Source organism: Capnocytophaga sp. G1920, assembly GCF_051417515.1.
This window is the reverse complement of the sequence record NZ_JBPRKH010000033.1, coordinates 1-16,192: the sequence shown is the minus strand read 5'-3', so window position 1 is coordinate 16,192 and position 16,192 is coordinate 1. Positions and strand designations below refer to the sequence as shown.

Below are 16,192 nucleotides of genomic sequence, written 5' to 3'. Positions count from 1 at the left end.
CATTTCTTGCTGGTGATGAATTTTACACTTGAATGGTAAGTTTGAAAATCCAATGGTGAATTTTAAGCTTAGCTTTCCTTGCTCATCTTTTTTATTCTTCTGTCCATTTTGCATTCCTAAATGGAGTAGTTTGGATGAGATACTCACTATTGTAGAATCATAACTACTTATTTTAGAAGTAATTCCTTCTTCTAAAAAAGGTGCATACTTCTTTACGCAATAAGCAAAAAGTCTTTCAAAGAAAACTACATTTATTTTAGCAATCCTTTCTGCAATGCTACTATGTGATATGACTTTAGTAAGTGATATCTTAGCAATCATTTTAAAGAAATTTGTGATATAAAAGTTTTCAAAGGTTCTTAGACTAGCTCTATCATCTGTCAAAGCACCGAAAATTAGCAACTTAAATATTTCTATTCCTTTAAGTTTTTTGCTATATTTATCGACTCCTGTTTCTTTTACAAGAAATTCTAACTCTTTATCTTCTATCTTAGAAAAGATATTTGAAATTCTTTTTCTATTCTTTATTATAGTGGTCATAACTTTTTTTTTTGCAAAGATAATACTTACACAGTATTTCTACAAAAAAAACATAGTTAAAAATCAGTGCTTTATAAATCTTCCTTACAGTTTTGGTTTCAAACTTTGTCAAAGTTTGTATATATAAATGAAGAAAGGACGGAGCGAGTCGCACGCGCAGATAAAGGAACAATGAAGGGAAGGTGAACCTAAGGCGAAGAATAATTAGGGTTGTTAAAAAAATAAGATAGGGTTTAAGTGATTTATAAATCACTTAAACCCTATTTCTAATTAACTAATATTCTTATTTTCTAAAAACGTACCCCTACGCCCAATTGTATTTGTTGGGTAGTTGCTTTTTCTTTAAGGGCGTTACTAATATCACTGTAACCCCATACATAGCGACCGTAAGCAAAAAGAGGACCTAAATTTACTTCGGCACCAGCAACTAATGAAAAGTCGGTATCTTTGAAAAGTTTTTTTCCGTTTTCCCAAGTACTATCGTCTTTATTGGCAAGGAAACTAAATTGAGATCCTGCGTGTAGTGAAATCAATCCGTTAGGGTTGTATTTCAAGAGTACCGGTACACTTACGTAGTTCAGTGTTTTTTTCTTTTCGAACTTGTCGTCCCAAACAGATTGGTAGCTATCGCGGAGCTCTGTATTGGTTTGACTAAAAAGTACTTCACCCTGTAGCCCCCAGCTATCATTGAAATCGAATTCGACGAAACCACCTAATTGATAGCCCAATTTAAAGTTTTTGTCATAGGCTACACCTTCTACTTTACCTAAGTTAGCACCTGCTTTTGCTCCTAAGTGAAACTCTTGAGCATAGGTAGCGGTGGTGAGTAGCATTATCGCAATAAAAGCTGTTAATTTAGTGATTTTGTTTTTCATACGCTTAATTATTGTTTAATGATTCAGTATAGTTATTCCAAATAGTGTGCCAAAAAAAATAATTTACCAAATTGCAAATTTGTAAATTAGCAAATTATATACTACTTTTGTGGCGTGAAAATATAAAGCTAACAGACCAATGATCATACATCATTTAGGCGAAGAGCCTTCCGTATTAAACCGATTTATCGCCCAGTTGCGTGATGTAAATATTCAAGCAGACCGTATGCGATTCCGTAAAAATTTGGAACGAATAGGGGAGGTGTTGTGTTACGAGATGAGTAAGTTTCTACACTATAAAACGGAAACAATTACTACACCTTTGGGCGAAAAGAAGGTACAACTTCCGAAAGACGAGATAGTAATTTGCTCTATTTTGCGTGCTGGTTTGGCATTGCATCAAGGCTTGATGAACTACTTTGATAATGCTGATAATGCTTTTATCTCGGCTTATCGCAAACACACTTCTGAGACTGATTTTGATATAATGGTGGAGTATCTGGCTTCGCCGTCCTTAGAAGGTAAAATTCTCTTCTTAGCTGACCCAATGCTGGCTACAGGGCGTTCGTTTGCCAATGTATTTAATGCGCTGAAACCTTTAGGAACACCTAAAGAAATACATTTATTTGCTGTTATAGGGGCACAGCAGGGGATAGAATACTTGGAAGATAAGTTTCCTGAGACTACTCATTTATGGATTGCTACCATAGATGCTCACCTTAACGACCACGGATATATAGTACCAGGTTTAGGTGATGCGGGTGATTTAGCTTTTGGTAATAAAATGGAGTAGAAGCCCTATGCCAGGCATAGATAATAGTGACCATAGTACGATTTCTTTTAGCCACCACACACGTATTTTCTCTACATAAAGAGCAAAGAGAATGGCAATAGGGGCAAAGGTGTATATCACTTCTTTGGAAAGGAATACTACTATAAGCCCTATCCAGAGGAATTGTATTACTACTAATGAGCTGATACTGTGATAAACACTCCTGAAATAGTATACTGCTAATGCCACTAAAAGAAGGAGCGCTAAGCTACATACTGCTATTGTTGTAGCAATGGAATGAGGAGAAAAGTTTAGAAGATTATTTATATCAGAAGTGATGAGATTTGTAAAATCATCAATAGGAAAAGGCTCTTGAAGTATTAATAAAATAGCCCCTAATAAGATGCTAACAGTAATGATTGCTAATAGAGGTATAAACCAATAACGGCGTTTTTCAGCTCCGTAAAAGAGTAGAGAAATCCATACATTTAGTAAAAATATTAAAGCCCAAGGGTGCAACAAGCCTGCACAAATGATTAGTAGAGAAGTATCGAATAGTTTTTGTGGAATGCCATCACCTGTTTTAAGAGTAAGTACACGCCACAAGGCTACAATGATGAGTAAGTTAGCACCTACTAATTTCACTTTATCAAAAAGGGTAGGGAAGAGCACTACGAAAATACTAAAGAAGGCTATAGAGTAGCAGTTTTTAGTGTCAGTAAGTTCATTCCACCGGTCTATTTGGTGAAGTAATAATAAAGAAAGAAAGAGTAATACAAAAGTACTCATTAAAACAGTGAGATGAGACACGTCACTGAGAGGTAGTTGTAGTATTTTAAATTGAAATAGCCCATCACCTATCAATAGTGCTAATAGCACAATGATAAATGTGATGGGCTTTGTATTTTCAAAACGTACCGATAGCATTAGTTACTAATAGTTAAAATATTACCAGCTACTGAAACATTGTAATTTAGTAAAGGATAAGGTTTGGGAATTTGTCCAATAGCAATAGGAGCCCCTGATATTAAATTGTAAACTGTTTTACCACAAGAGCATTTGGCAAAAGTATAGTCGTGACCAGTCTTCTCATAGCTATTTTCATCTTCTATAGCCCTTATGCCAAACAGGCGACTATGACATTCTTGTAAATTATGATTAGGACAAGCAGCCTCCCAAGCACGATATCCTCCATTACTATAACAAGTCACAAAAAATCCTTTAATACCTCCGTAGGGAACAAATACAGTATTCATTGGTGTTTTTAAGCTGTTATAGAGAGGTAAACTTAAGTTGATAGTATAAGTAAAATGTACTTCTCCTAAGTTAGGGTTGCGCGTTTGCCGTTCTTTCTCACAAGAAAGTAGTCCAATCAAAAATATTACATATATCAGTCTATACATCTTGTTACCTATTATTTAGCTTAAAATTGATACCCTACTCCCATTGAGAGGGTTCTATTTTTAAAGTCGTAAGAATTAGCAATGCCCGTACTTATGAGGCTTGCCTCATCGCCTTCAAAGATATTAGTGAGTCCTTGTACCCAACGTATTTCGAAAAACCAACCTGCATCAGTAGTGTAACCTATCCCTGCAGTCATAGCTATATCTATAATATCTATGGCATCTGATTTTACACGAGTTACGGGTTCTGTACCATTGAAGTAGAAATTAGGCTGGTCAATGCGATACTCTATCTGAGGACCTACGTGCAGATTAATACCCTTTCCTACATTGAATCGTGCCATTACAGGAGCCGAAAGATAATCAAGAGCCAAAGTAGCATTCCCATATCTATCAGATTTTATTTGTGCACCACGACGATTGTAGATACCTTCTATCTGTAAAGAGAACAATTTAGATAGGGGAAACTCTAAAGTAACCCCAGCATAATAACCGTGATATGGTTTAAAACTTGCCTCACTACTTACATCTCCTTTTAAGGTAGCATAATTGTACCCTGCTTTCACTCCTATGTATTGTGCTTTTACATTGTAAAAAGCAAACAAACATATGGCTAATAATACTATTTTTCTCATTGTTTATTATTTTTAGATGTTAGTCGTCTGTTGTTAATACTATAGTTTTTTGGTAGAGATAATCTTCACGGGGCAGGCTTTTTGTGCTTTCTCACAATCCTCAAAAATACTATCGTCATAACTTTTTAGGGTGAAGAAGCCTTTCTTTTCAGTGGAACGTAATAATACGCTCTTGCCGTCTTTTTTCGACATCTGGAACTGCTCAGGAGCCATCTCTACGCAGTAGTTACAGCCGATGCATTTTTCACGCTGTAAGGTTACTATTACCATATTAAACTAAATCTGCCAATCTGCTAATTGATATTTGTTTTTACTATTTTATACAGTTTATCTGATAACCTTATTCTGAAATTGGTTTTGATAGTACAAGAATCACCTTTCTTAGCTCTTTCAGCAGGAGTATCGTTTACCATCATTGAGGTGAGCTCTATTTCTTGAACGCCTGTTGAAGGTCCAGTGATAAGTAATTTGTCACCTACCTTTATATCAAAGGCTTCAATAGCAAACTCTGCAATACCAGTCTTAGGAAAATAGTGTTTGCCTTGCCCAATGTACACTTTCTTTTGGGTAGCATTAGAGCCTGGGTTTTCACTCCATTCACCGAGTTTTTGCCCTAAATAATATCCACTCCAGAAACCGCGATTGTACACCGTTTTGAGGGCTTCTATCCAGCCTTCAAATTTTTCTTTACTGTATGTGCCTGCGTAATAAGCATCTATTGCTTCTCGGTAGGTGCGAATAACGGTAGCCACATACTCAGGAGCGCGCCCACGTCCTTCAATCTTTAACACCTTTGCCCCTGTGTCGATTACTTGGTCGAGAAAGTCAATCGTGCAGAGATCTTTAGGCGACATCATATACTCGTTATCCAATTCTATTTCAAAACCGCTTTCTTGGTCGATTACAGTGTATTTCTTGCGGCAGTTTTGCTTGCAAGCTCCCCGATTGGCTGAGGAATTGTGTGAGTGCAAACTTAGGTAGCACTTGCCTGATACCGCCATACAAAGTGCCCCGTGTCCAAATATTTCTATTTCTACCAAATTGCCCGAAGGTCCTTTGATTTGCTCTTTTTCTATCTGCTCACATATCTTCTTGATTTGTCGCAAGCTCAGTTCACGGCTCATTACCATTGTATCAGCAAACATCGCATAGAAGCGCACGGTTTCAATATTAGTGATATTGATTTGGGTAGAGATATGCACCTCTATTCCTATTTGTCGAGCATAAGCTATGACTGCCTGATCCATAGCTATCACAGCTGTAAGACCTGCTTTTTTGGCAGCGTCTAATAGTGTTTTGATGATAGATAGGTCGTGGTCGTAAATAATAGTATTAAGGGTGAGATAAGTGCGAATGCCCTTAGGAGCACAACGACGCGCTATTTCATCAAGGTCGTCAATCGTAAAGTTGATACTTGCCCTTGCGCGCATATTCAGCTGGTCTACCCCAAAGTACACTGAGTCGGCACCATTGTCTATCGCCGCTTGTAGCGACTCAAAATTACCAGCTGGTGCCATTAGTTCAATTTTTCCTGAATGAGTCATTATATAGTGAGTGAGGGGGCAAAGATACGAAAATAAAGTAGAATTTGAAAATTGTAATGTATAAAATTAAGTAAAAAGCGAAAATATGCTTAATATGCTAACTTGTCAGTGAAGTAAAATATTAATGTTCTTCTAGCTTCTCTGTTAGTTCAAACCAACGTTCGGTCTTTTCCTCTATGGCAGTAAGTGTCTCTTGCAAGGCTACTGATTGTTCTTGTATTTCATTACTGCTAAGATTTCCTTCGGCAAAAGTAGCTTCTATAGCAGTTTTTTTCTCTTCTAACTGCGCTATTTCTTTTTCCAATCGGTTGTATTCCTTCTGCTCGTTGAACGATAAACCTTTCGCTCCGTCCTTGCGCCAAGTGTTTTTGGTGGCTTCTTTCTTTGGAGTATCGTCTGTCGGAGGAACGCTCTCTTCGTACACGCGGTAATCGGTGTAGTTACCAGGGAAATCCTCTACTTCGCCATTGCCTTTGAAGACAAAAAGATGGTCTACTATTTTATCCATAAAATAGCGGTCGTGCGATACTACCACCAAGCACCCTGGATAGTCTAATAAAAAGTCTTCTAAGACGTTCAGAGTAACAATATCGAGGTCATTCGTAGGCTCGTCTAAAATCAAAAAATTGGGGTTTTGAATAAGTACAGTACATAGGTATAAGCGTTTGAGTTCCCCTCCGCTGAGTTTCTCTACATAGTCGTATTGCTTTTTACGGTCGAAGAGAAAGCGTTCCAATAGCTGTCCTGCTGAGAGAGTGCGCCCTTTAAGTAGGGGAATGTAATCGCCATACTTTTGTATCACTTCTATTATCTTTTGCCCTTGTTGTACCTTAATACCATCTTGGGTATAGTACCCGAACTTAATAGTGTCTCCCACTACTATTTTACCACTATCAGGCGTGATAGCCGAGGTGAGCAAGTTGAGAAAGGTGGATTTGCCCGTGCCGTTCTTACCTATAATTCCCACTCGTTCGCCCCGCAAGAAATTATAATTGAACTTATTGAGCACGCGCAAGTCTCCGAAGCTCTTGCTCACATTGTGAAACTCCACCGTCTTGCTTCCCAATCGCTCCATATTGATTTCGAGCTGTACCGAGTGCTCCTTCCGACGCTTGTGGGCTGCCTCCTTTATCTTATAAAAATCGTCTATACGTGATTTCGATTTGGTAGTCCGTGCCTTAGGTTGCCTACGCATCCAGTCGAGTTCCTTTACATAAAGGTTTTTAGCCTTCTCTACCGATGCCTGCTCTTGTGCCAATCGCTGTTCTTTTTTCTCTAAGAAATAGGAGTAGTTCCCTTTGTAGCTGAATAGTTCGCCATTGTCCAATTCGAGGATTTCATTGCATACGCGTTCCAAAAAATAACGGTCGTGCGTAACGATGAAGAGTGTAAGGTTTTCTTTGGCAAAGTACTGCTCTAACCATTCAATCATTTCTAAGTCGAGGTGGTTCGTAGGTTCGTCCAATATCAGTAAGTCAGGTTTGCTAATAAGTACATTGGCTAAGGCGAGACGCTTTTTCTGTCCTCCCGAAAGGTTTTTTACTTTCAGTTGGAGGTTGTCTAATTTTAGGCGGAAGAGTATTTGTTTGTATTGTGTTTCAAAATCCCAGGCATTATGGTGTTCCATCTGTTCAAAAGCCTTTTGATAAGCCATTTCGTTTTCAGGGTGCTGTAAAGCGTGTTCGTACTCCTGAATCAATTGTAAAATAGGATTGTCGGTTGCGAAAATAGTCTCTTCTACCGTTAGTTCTTCGTTAAAAGAGGGATTTTGTGAGAGAAAACCTATATGTATGCCCTTGCGGAATACTACTTGTCCGCTATCGGGTTGGTCTTTGCCTGCAATAATATTGAGTAAAGTAGTCTTTCCTGTACCATTTTTAGCGATAAAGGCTATTTTTTGGTTTTTATTGATACCAAAAGAGATGTTTTCAAGGATTATGCGTTCGCCAAAGGCTTTTGATATATTTTCTACGGATATTAAGTTCATTTAATTTAGATAATAAATTAAAATTAATTTGTGATGTCTCTATCTGCTTGGCTATACGCCCAAGGGGCTCCGTTGTTCTCTATATTAGTCATCATCACATTGAGTTCGGTAGGTGCTGCCGATTCTTCCATTACCAAATACTGCCTCATATCCATAATGATAGATAGCGGACTGATGCTCACAGGGCAGACCTCCACACAAGCATTGCAAGTGGTACAAGCCCATAGTTCTTCAGGAGTAATGTAGTCGCCTAAAAGTTGTTTGCCATCGGGTTCAAAAGTACCGTGCTTGTCGATATTGCGCCCTACCTCTTCTAAGCGGTCACGTGTTTTCATCATAATCGCGCGAGGAGAAAGCTCTTTACCAGTGAGGTTCGCCGGACATTCATCGGTACAACGCCCGCACTCGGTACAAGTATAGGCATTCATCAGCTGTAACCAAGTGAGGTCGGTCACGTCCGAAGCTCCAAACTTATCAGGAGGGGCTGTATCTTGTGGTGTTGCAAAAGGGTCGGCATTGGGGTCTAACATTAGTTTCACCTCTTGTGTTACCACTGGGTTTACCTTAGAAGCTCCTAACGGACGAATAGGTGCGTAGTACGTATTAGGGAAAGCTAACAGTATGTGTAGATGTTTGGAGTAATATAAGTAGTTTAAAAAGCATAAAACCCCGGTAATGTGTAACCACCAACAACTGCGTTCTACAGCGATAAGAGCGCTTACCGAAGCGTTCCCTAACAAGGGGCGTAACCATTCGCTCACAGGAAAAGAACCTGCTTGCACATAGTGGGGTACGTGTAATGCTTGTAGCTGAACATCGGCAGCGTTCATCAGTAGGAAAAGACTCATCATTACCATTTCGGCATAAAGGATATTGCTTGCATCTTTTTTTGCCCACCCTCTGATTTCTGCCTTGCGAAAGCGTGGTAGTTTTAGTACGTTTCTCCTTATCCAAAATACGGTTACTGCTACAATCACTAAGAGAGCCAACACCTCAAAAGAAGCTATCAAGAAGTTGTAAAACGCCCCTAAGGAGGCAAATATGCGGTGGGTTCCTATGATACCGTCAGTAATAATCTCTAAAAGTTCGATGTTGATAATCAGGAAACCTGTATATACAATAATGTGTAACACACCCACTATGGGACGTACCAACATTTTTCGTTGCCCTAAGGCGAGCCACAACATATTTTTGAGTCGCTCTTTGCGGTTTCCAGAAGTGTCTTCGGGCTTGCCTAAACGGATATTCCTGATGAGTTTCCGTAGATTATAAATAAAAAAGCCTCCTCCTATACAGAGAAGTATTATAAATACTATGTTAGGAAAGAAGCTCATCAATACAGTTTATTCTCCTTTTTCTTCGTCTTGAGGCTCGTATGTTTTAGCTTTTTTACCAAAAACGGAGAAATGAAGATAACGCTTAGGATTTAAACGAAGGTCTTGTAAGAGCAATTCGAGCTGTTTAGCCGATTTGTCTAAGTCTTTATAGAGCGTTTCGTCTTTTAGTAATTTTCCAATAGTACCCTTGCCTCCTTCTACTTCAGCCAAAAGAGTGTTGAGGTTGTTAAGAGTTGTTTGTGCATTGGCAATTACTTTATTGAGCTCAGTTTCCGAAAGCTGTCCTGATACTTTTGATAGATCAGTAGTGATTTTATTAGCATTGCTTAAAGTAGCATTCAAATTGGCTTGATTAGCTACCAACATCTTATTGAGGTTTACTGATGCCTGATTTAAGTTGTGCATTGTCGCGCTCAGTTCGGCAATGGCAATTTTTAAATTGTTAGTAGTTTTAGCATCTAAAACACTGTTCACCCCTGTCAGAGTCGTATCGGCTTGTCCTAAAAGGCGATTGAGTTTGTCTTGTGTAGGTTTGATTGACGAAGAGATAGAGGCGAGCATATCTTCTTGTACACGTGCTTCTAATACATCTCCCGATACGGCTATAGGAGCATTATCGAAGGCGGGAATAATTTGCAGTCCTGCACCTCCAAGCAAACTGTTGTAAAGCTCGGCTACACTATTCTTAGAGAACTTAAAATCGTCTGAACACTCCATCGTGATTTTTATCTTGGCACTTTTCTCTTCTAAGTCCACTGCTTCCACACTCCCTACTTTCACCCCATTTACAGTGATTTGTGTACCTGTTTTTAACCCTCCTGAATGAGGAAAATAAGCGTAATAAGTATTCGTTTTATTAAATAATGATTTAGACTTCAAGAAGTTAAAGCCTATATAAAAAGCGGCAATACCCGCCACAACTATAATAGCTGTTTTTATTTCTCTGGATAGTTTCATCAGTTTCTATTTGAATAAGTTTACTTTTCTATTTGTTTAGCTCTTTCTACTGTAATGCGTTTCTTTTGGTAAAAAGCTACGATATAAGCATCTTTATACCCTTTTTTTTTTGCTTTGTTCAGTAGCTCAAGGGCTTCTCTGTGCTTCGAAGTATCACCATAGTAATACACATATACACGCCCATCTTTTTCAACCGATATAGGCGAGAGTCCTTTGAAATTAAAAGCCTTTGTTTCTAAATTTTTAGGGCTTGATGATATCTGTACTTTATAGCTCAAATCGCTGTTGTTGATAGTGCTATTACTTGTACTTTGTCTCGGGGTATTACTTTTTTCTCTTACTTGTGAAATACTGTCGTCAGGGGTAGTATAAGAACTTTTGTCTTCTATCCATTTCTTGTAAGCGAGTATCGCCTCAGCAATGTTTTCGGCAAACTCTTCTTGCCCCTTAGCCGAGGTGAGGAATTTGCGTTCCTCGTTGTTAGTAAGGAAAGCTGTTTCTATAAGGATACTCGGCATATAGGTTTGGTGCAAGACGATGAATCCCGCTTGGCGTACGCCTCTGTTAGTGCGTTTCATCACTCCTGTCAGTTGGTTTTGCACTAACTTAGCTAGCTGAATGCTCTGCTCCAAGAACTCTTCTTGCATAATAGATAGCCCTATTACCGATTCAGGTGAGTTGATATTGTACTTAGCGTATTTCTTTTTGTAATCATCTTCCAAGTAGATTACCGAGTTTTCGGCTTTGGCAACCTCGAAGTTCTGCTGGTTGGCGTGTAGCCCTAATACATATGTTTCCGCACCGTCTACTTGTGTTTCGTGAGCGTTGCAGTGTACTGAAACGAATACATCGGCTTTGTTCCTGTTGGCAATAGCTCCACGCTCATAAAGGTCGATTAGCACATCGGTTTTGCGAGTGTAAATCACCTTTATGTCAGGGTAAGCCTCTAACTTTTTGCCTACTAATAATACTATTTTCAGCACCACATCTTTCTCAAAGATGTTTTTCTGTACTACTTTACCGGGGTCTTTACCTCCGTGACCCGCATCTAAAACTACTTTAAACACAGGGTTCTTCTGTCCATAAAACAGACTAAAAGTACTACTGCATAGTGAAAAAAGAAGAATGTATATAAATTTCATTAATATATGTTCTGCTTAAAATTGGTGCAAAGGTAATTATTTTACTCGAATATACAAAAAGCGTGACGTTAAAGTTTCATTTTTAAAGGAATAAAGGAGGTTATCTGCAATAAATAACCTCCTTCTTCTATCAATATATCAAGCAAATTTTATTTTGATTTACCTTGATTTGCCACGCTGTTGATAGCGGCTGCAATAGCTTCTTGGTCGCCTAAATAATAATGTTTGATAGGTTTTAAATTAGCATCGAGTTCATATACCAAAGGTACTCCCGTTGGGATATTGAGCTTTAAGATTTCTTCTTTTGAAAGCCCGTCGAGATATTGTACCAAAGAACGCAAACTGTTACCGTGTGCTGCGATAATCACACTCTTGCCTGCTTTAATATCTGGCGCAATCTCGTTAAACCATATAGGCAACATACGGTCATAACAATCTTTCAAACTTTCGCCTGCTGTTTTTTCTTCTTTGGTAAGTGAAGCGTAACGGCGGTCGTGTGAAGGGTGACGTTCGTCTGATTCTTCAATAAGTGGAGGGCGAACATCGTAAGAGCGTCTCCACAAAAGTACTTGGTCTTCACCGTATTTAGCAGCAGTTTCAGCTTTGTTCAAACCTTGTAGCGCTCCGTAACTCTTTTCATTGAGTCTCCAGCTTTTGTGTGTAGGCACCCAAAGGTCGCCCATTGCCTCCAAAGCATTGTTCAAGGTTTTGATAGCTCTTTTGAGCACTGAAGTATAGGCAACATCAAATTTGAAGCCTTCTTCTTTCATTACGCGTCCTGCTTCACGTGCTTCTTGTACGCCTTGCTCTGTTAAATCTACATCTTGCCACCCTGTGAATAAGTTGAGCTTGTTCCATTCACTTTGCCCGTGGCGTAAAAGTACTACTTTATACATATATATTTAATTAATTTTATTCTTATTCTTCTCCTTCTTTTTTACCCAAACCTCTGAGGAAATTGCCTATTTGTTTTTTGGCTTCTTTTTTAGCCTCTTCTTTGGCTTTCTCTTTTACTTTAGTCATTGTGCTGTCTTTGTTCTTCATCAATCCTCCTACGGTTTTGGTTATTTCGCCTGCTGTACCCGAACTTGTTTTACCTCCTAAAGCCTTTTGTAGTGCGTCAGTGCCTTTAGCGGTAAGGTTGCTAATTTGGTTTTTAGCTATTTGGGTAGCCAAATTTTTTACTACGGCTTTAGCATCGGTGCTTACTTGTGGTTTTTTGAAAGTTCCACCTACGGTTGCTACCACAGGCAAGTTGTTTATCTTTTTTTGGTTTTCAGGAGTCAATTTTGCTAACAAACCTTCTGCTTCTTTACCCAACATTTGAGGCGGTACATTAAAGGTGAGCTTGTAATTCATCTGTTGGTCAAATCCGTGAGAACCTGCTACCTCTATGGCTACATCTTTATATTTGATAGTAAAAGGCTTGATTTTCACTTTTCCATCTTCAAAATCAACCGCTGCTTTCACATCTTTTAGGTTGAGATTGGCTAAATTTAAACCTGTAAACTGGCTGTCTAAGGCTGAGAGTAGAGGAGAACCGTGGCTGTCAATCTTGGAGTCGATAAGTGCTGCGAATAGGTCGCCTGAGATACTGTTAATTTGAGGAGTTAAATCGTTTTTCAAATTACCTTTTACGTTGATAACCGTATTCACTTTCCCTTGTACAGCTTTCGCAATAGGCGCTATCTTTTCGAGCATAGTAATTTGCGTAAAAGCATCGGATATGTTAAGGCGGTTTAGGTTCAAATCTACGTCAAAGGTAGGTACTTTTTCTTTGGTCGATACATCTCCTGCAAGAGCTATATTTCCTCCAAAAATATCCGATTTTAAGTTCTCTAAGGTTACTTTTTGATCTTTTATAATCAGTTTACCCGATACATTACTTAATTTCAAATTGTCGTATAACACCGTATTGGCTTTTGCAGTAAGCGCACAATCTAAGAAAGCAGGTACTTTTATAGCCGCTTCTTTTGTAGAGGTCTTATTAGCTTTAGGTGCTTCTTTGGTTTCTTGTTTCGCAGGAGCAGACGATTCTGTTGCGGGTTGCATAAAATCGTTTACTACTAACTTGTTCGAAGATAGATTAAAGTTTCCTTTGAGGATTTCTTTTCTGAAAGCAAAACCGTACAGATTATCTATCGTTCCAGTAAGGTGTAAGTCACTATCACCTGTGCGAGCATCAAATTTTGAAAGCCCAATGTGCGACGGATTAAAGGCTACGTTTAAGTTATCAATATGGAAAGGTTTTACAAACTCCTCGCCTGCATATACAAACTGAGAAAGCGACAAATTACCTTGCGCTTTAATTTTTTGATAATTCTTAGCCTCTACCGATTTCATATCCAATTGTGTCGCTATATCAGCACGTAAGATTCCTGCCAACTTCTTGTTTAACGAAATAGGGTATGCTTGCGATAAGTTTGCTAAGTTGATAGTCCCTTTTACTGCCATATCCACAAACGGGTTTACTACCACATTGCTCACATTGGCACGAGCCGAAAAATGGTCTTGGTCAATACTCATCGTAAATTTGTTGAGGTTCACTTTGGTATCGTTGGTAATACCCGTAGCGTTGTTTACTTTTAGGTCGATAGTGATGTCACGCACCGTTTTAGGCAGGTTCGGATATTTAAAAGAAGCATTGTCTGCATACATTTCAAGTCCGAAAGTAGGGATTTTATCACCTACCATATCACCTTTGGCAAAACCTTTCAGAGTCAGATTTCCTGTGGTCTTTACATTCTCAATGCTTTTAGAGTACTCTTCGGGAATGAGCGCTAAAAAGTTTTGAAATGAATTGGTAGGGGTGCTAAAAGTAAGGTCGTAATGTTGTCCTTCCTCCAATAACTGAATAAAACCATCGAATACCAAATCCAAACGATTTACAGTAGCTTTGTTTTGCTTGAAAGTATATTTCTGATTTTTGAGGTCGATGCCCAAAATAGCCTGCAAGGTGATAGGCACTCGCTTCATAAAAGTACTCTTATCCATTGCAAAAGTTAGGTTGGCTTTCGTCTGAGTGTCTAAGTCCAATACCTCTTCGGCAAAGTTTCCTTTCCCGCTGTGGTAAATATCGGCTGCTTCCATAAAGAGGTTGCCGTCGTCCATTTTGAAAGTAAATTTCAGATTTTCTACATTGTACCGCTGAATATCTAGCTTGATAGGAGCTGACTCTTCCTCAGGTTTATCCGAAGGAATAGCGATATCATAGTTACCTTCTCCCTCCTTGTTAAGGTGTATATACACCGAAGCATCTTTCACATTAGCTCCTAGCAAATTGTAGTTGCCCGCTAATAAATCTTTGATGCTAAGCGTTACATCTATGTGTTTAGCAGCAAAAAGTGTATCACCTACGAAAGGCTCTTTGTTTACCAAAACAAAATCGTTGAGGGTAACGCGTGCCTTAGGAAAGTTCTTAAACAGACTAATATCAACATCTTGTAATCCGATGTTCGCCTTTAAGTTTTCATTTGCCATCTCAATAACCTTTTCCTTGATAGTATCTTTAAAGAAAAAAGGAATAGCAATCATTGCGATGATGAGGAGCAGTAGGGTAATACCTCCCCATTTCAGTATTTTTTTAGCTATTTTCATTCGTGTTTTAGCAATTATGTTTTCTGAGTGCAAAGATACGAAATAATTAACAATTAGCAATAAATTCTGAAATAATTATTTTGTTCTTTGTTTTTATAGTCTACCAGAATTGGTCTGCGAATTTTCACCTTGCACTTTACCAAAGTTGAAATCTACCAATATCCTCTTTTTTAACACTCTCTTAGCTTTAACTTCCCTTTGCTTTAACGCCACTCATCCTTCGTCATTTGTTCGTTTTTACGTCGCTTTAGTTCCCCCTTTGGAGGCAGGGCTGTTACATAGAGTTACAAATGTTTGATTTATAATATATTAAATTCATAAGTTCTTTGAAATTAATGATACTCCATTCCATAGCTGACTTGATAGAGTCTTTTCCATTAAGACGAAATAGGTTAATTGATATATTTCTCATTATTGAAAGATTCTCAGGAGCATTACCTGATTTAGTCTTACTCTTGTCCTCTTTCATTTGTACATCTTTCACCCAGTGCAAACGATTTTCTATACCCCAATGAGAACGTATGTGATTAGCAAAGAAATCAGCCTTATTCTTAGCTACACTGCTAATATGGTAAACTATCTCTATTGTCTGACCTTTCTTTGTTTTGACATAACGTGTTGTTTCTATAATTCGCTTTATACCAAACCATTCAGGAGAAATACCCTCTAAATTTTTATAAACTTTGGTAATACGCAATTCATCACGACCTCTTAGCAAAGAACACTCTTGGTAAGTGTGCATTAAATACTTTTTTGTAGCAACATTTGCTTTTATTTGCTCAAAAAGCTTTTTTTGATTACCTTTTACTTGTACTATGTAGTCATTTTTTGACTTTATAATAGTTTCAAGAGTTTTTTTGACAATGTAAGGCATCTAAAGTGATTATTTCACCTTGAATGTCTAAGGCTTGTAAGAGTCTTTGAACGGTATAAATTTCAGATTCTTTTTTGTTCTCTAATTTATCACAAGCTAATACAATGCCTCTTTGTGAAGCAAAAACACTTATCAATGAAACAAAATTCTGATAGTTATTTTGAGTGTCTTTAATAGTTCCTGCAATAGCCTTTCCATCAACAGCAAGTGTTTCACCTTGACACATTGGTAAAAATTGGGCAGTCCACTGATTGAATTTTTGGGCAAAATCATCAAAATCAATTTCCATAAATATCCTTCTAATAGAGCCATATGTAGGTACTTTACAGAAAGTTAGATACTTTTTAAACTCCCATTGGTTTTCTTTGAGGAAACGGCCTATTTCTCGATAACCAGTATAACCTGACATTATTGCTGTTAGGCACATAATCAGGAAGTTAGGCATTTTATGGCGGATACCGCGTCTTTTTCTAGTATCCTCTATACTAGATAACATTTCTATCAGTGTCATAGACTTTTACATTTTATT

Annotated in this window: 14 protein-coding genes and 1 pseudogene; 1 reads left to right on the top strand and 14 read right to left on the bottom strand. The window is 38.2% G+C overall.

Features of this window, described 5'->3' with window-relative positions; genetic code table 11:
* Positions 1–540: hypothetical protein (locus ACSQ7D_RS12700; protein ID WP_437135700.1), on the bottom strand; the 540-nt coding region annotated here is incomplete at its 3' end.
* A 290-nt stretch (positions 541–830) separates the two neighbouring features.
* On the bottom strand, positions 831–1,415 hold the full coding sequence (locus ACSQ7D_RS12695) for a porin family protein (RefSeq protein WP_437136458.1): 585 nt from the start codon (positions 1,413–1,415) through the stop codon (positions 831–833).
* 139 nt (positions 1,416–1,554) lie between these two features.
* On the opposite strand from ACSQ7D_RS12695, the gene upp reads away from it, so the two are divergent.
* A complete protein-coding gene (gene upp / locus ACSQ7D_RS12690) occupies positions 1,555–2,208 on the top strand; it encodes a uracil phosphoribosyltransferase (protein ID WP_002672507.1) in 654 nt (217 codons plus the stop codon).
* Here the strand turns inward: upp and ACSQ7D_RS12685 are convergent.
* From ACSQ7D_RS12685 to ACSQ7D_RS12630, 12 genes and pseudogenes are all read right to left on the bottom strand, one after another.
* Positions 2,182–3,114 carry a hypothetical protein gene (locus tag ACSQ7D_RS12685; RefSeq protein ID WP_437136457.1) on the bottom strand — a complete coding sequence of 311 codons (933 nt, stop codon included), beginning with the start codon at positions 3,112–3,114 and terminating at the stop codon, positions 2,182–2,184. The genes upp and ACSQ7D_RS12685 overlap by 27 nt on opposite strands.
* Positions 3,114–3,590: a hypothetical protein gene (locus tag ACSQ7D_RS12680; RefSeq protein WP_437136456.1), complete on the bottom strand. Its 477-nt coding sequence runs from the start codon at positions 3,588–3,590 to the stop codon at positions 3,114–3,116. The genes ACSQ7D_RS12685 and ACSQ7D_RS12680 overlap by 1 nt, the downstream gene beginning before the upstream one ends.
* A 20-nt stretch (positions 3,591–3,610) precedes the next feature.
* Positions 3,611–4,225 (bottom strand): porin family protein, encoded by a 615-nt coding sequence (locus tag ACSQ7D_RS12675; protein WP_437136455.1) that lies wholly within the window; start codon positions 4,223–4,225, stop codon positions 3,611–3,613.
* A gap of 39 nt (positions 4,226–4,264) precedes the next feature.
* Positions 4,265–4,495 (bottom strand): ferredoxin, encoded by a 231-nt coding sequence (locus ACSQ7D_RS12670; protein WP_002672503.1) that lies wholly within the window; start codon positions 4,493–4,495, stop codon positions 4,265–4,267.
* A 23-nt stretch (positions 4,496–4,518) separates the two neighbouring features.
* Entirely contained in the window at positions 4,519–5,769 is a 1,251-nt protein-coding gene (locus tag ACSQ7D_RS12665) for a peptidase U32 family protein (RefSeq protein WP_437136454.1), read from the bottom strand.
* 121 nt (positions 5,770–5,890) lie between these two features.
* On the bottom strand, positions 5,891–7,756 hold the full coding sequence (locus ACSQ7D_RS12660) for an ABC-F family ATP-binding cassette domain-containing protein (protein ID WP_437136453.1): 1,866 nt from the start codon (positions 7,754–7,756) through the stop codon (positions 5,891–5,893).
* 23 nt (positions 7,757–7,779) lie between these two features.
* The gene (locus tag ACSQ7D_RS12655; RefSeq protein WP_437136459.1) at positions 7,780–9,090 is read right to left on the bottom strand and encodes a 4Fe-4S dicluster domain-containing protein; all 1,311 of its coding nucleotides are present in this window, start codon (positions 9,088–9,090) and stop codon (positions 7,780–7,782) included.
* 9 nt (positions 9,091–9,099) lie between these two features.
* Positions 9,100–10,050, bottom strand: coding sequence for an MlaD family protein (locus ACSQ7D_RS12650; protein WP_437136452.1), 951 nt, complete (start codon positions 10,048–10,050; stop codon positions 9,100–9,102).
* Between the two features lie 20 nt (positions 10,051–10,070).
* Positions 10,071–11,192, bottom strand: a complete 1,122-nt coding sequence (locus ACSQ7D_RS12645) for an N-acetylmuramoyl-L-alanine amidase family protein (protein WP_009411845.1) — start codon at positions 11,190–11,192, stop codon at positions 10,071–10,073.
* A gap of 149 nt (positions 11,193–11,341) precedes the next feature.
* Positions 11,342–12,088 carry a 2,3-diphosphoglycerate-dependent phosphoglycerate mutase gene (gpmA, locus tag ACSQ7D_RS12640; RefSeq protein WP_002672496.1) on the bottom strand — a complete coding sequence of 249 codons (747 nt, stop codon included), beginning with the start codon at positions 12,086–12,088 and terminating at the stop codon, positions 11,342–11,344.
* Between the two features lie 22 nt (positions 12,089–12,110).
* On the bottom strand, positions 12,111–14,789 hold the full coding sequence (locus ACSQ7D_RS12635) for an AsmA family protein (RefSeq protein ID WP_437136451.1): 2,679 nt from the start codon (positions 14,787–14,789) through the stop codon (positions 12,111–12,113).
* A 274-nt stretch (positions 14,790–15,063) separates the two neighbouring features.
* Positions 15,064–16,159, bottom strand: a pseudogene (locus tag ACSQ7D_RS12630) (ISAs1 family transposase).
* Positions 16,160–16,192: the final 33 nt, after the last annotated feature.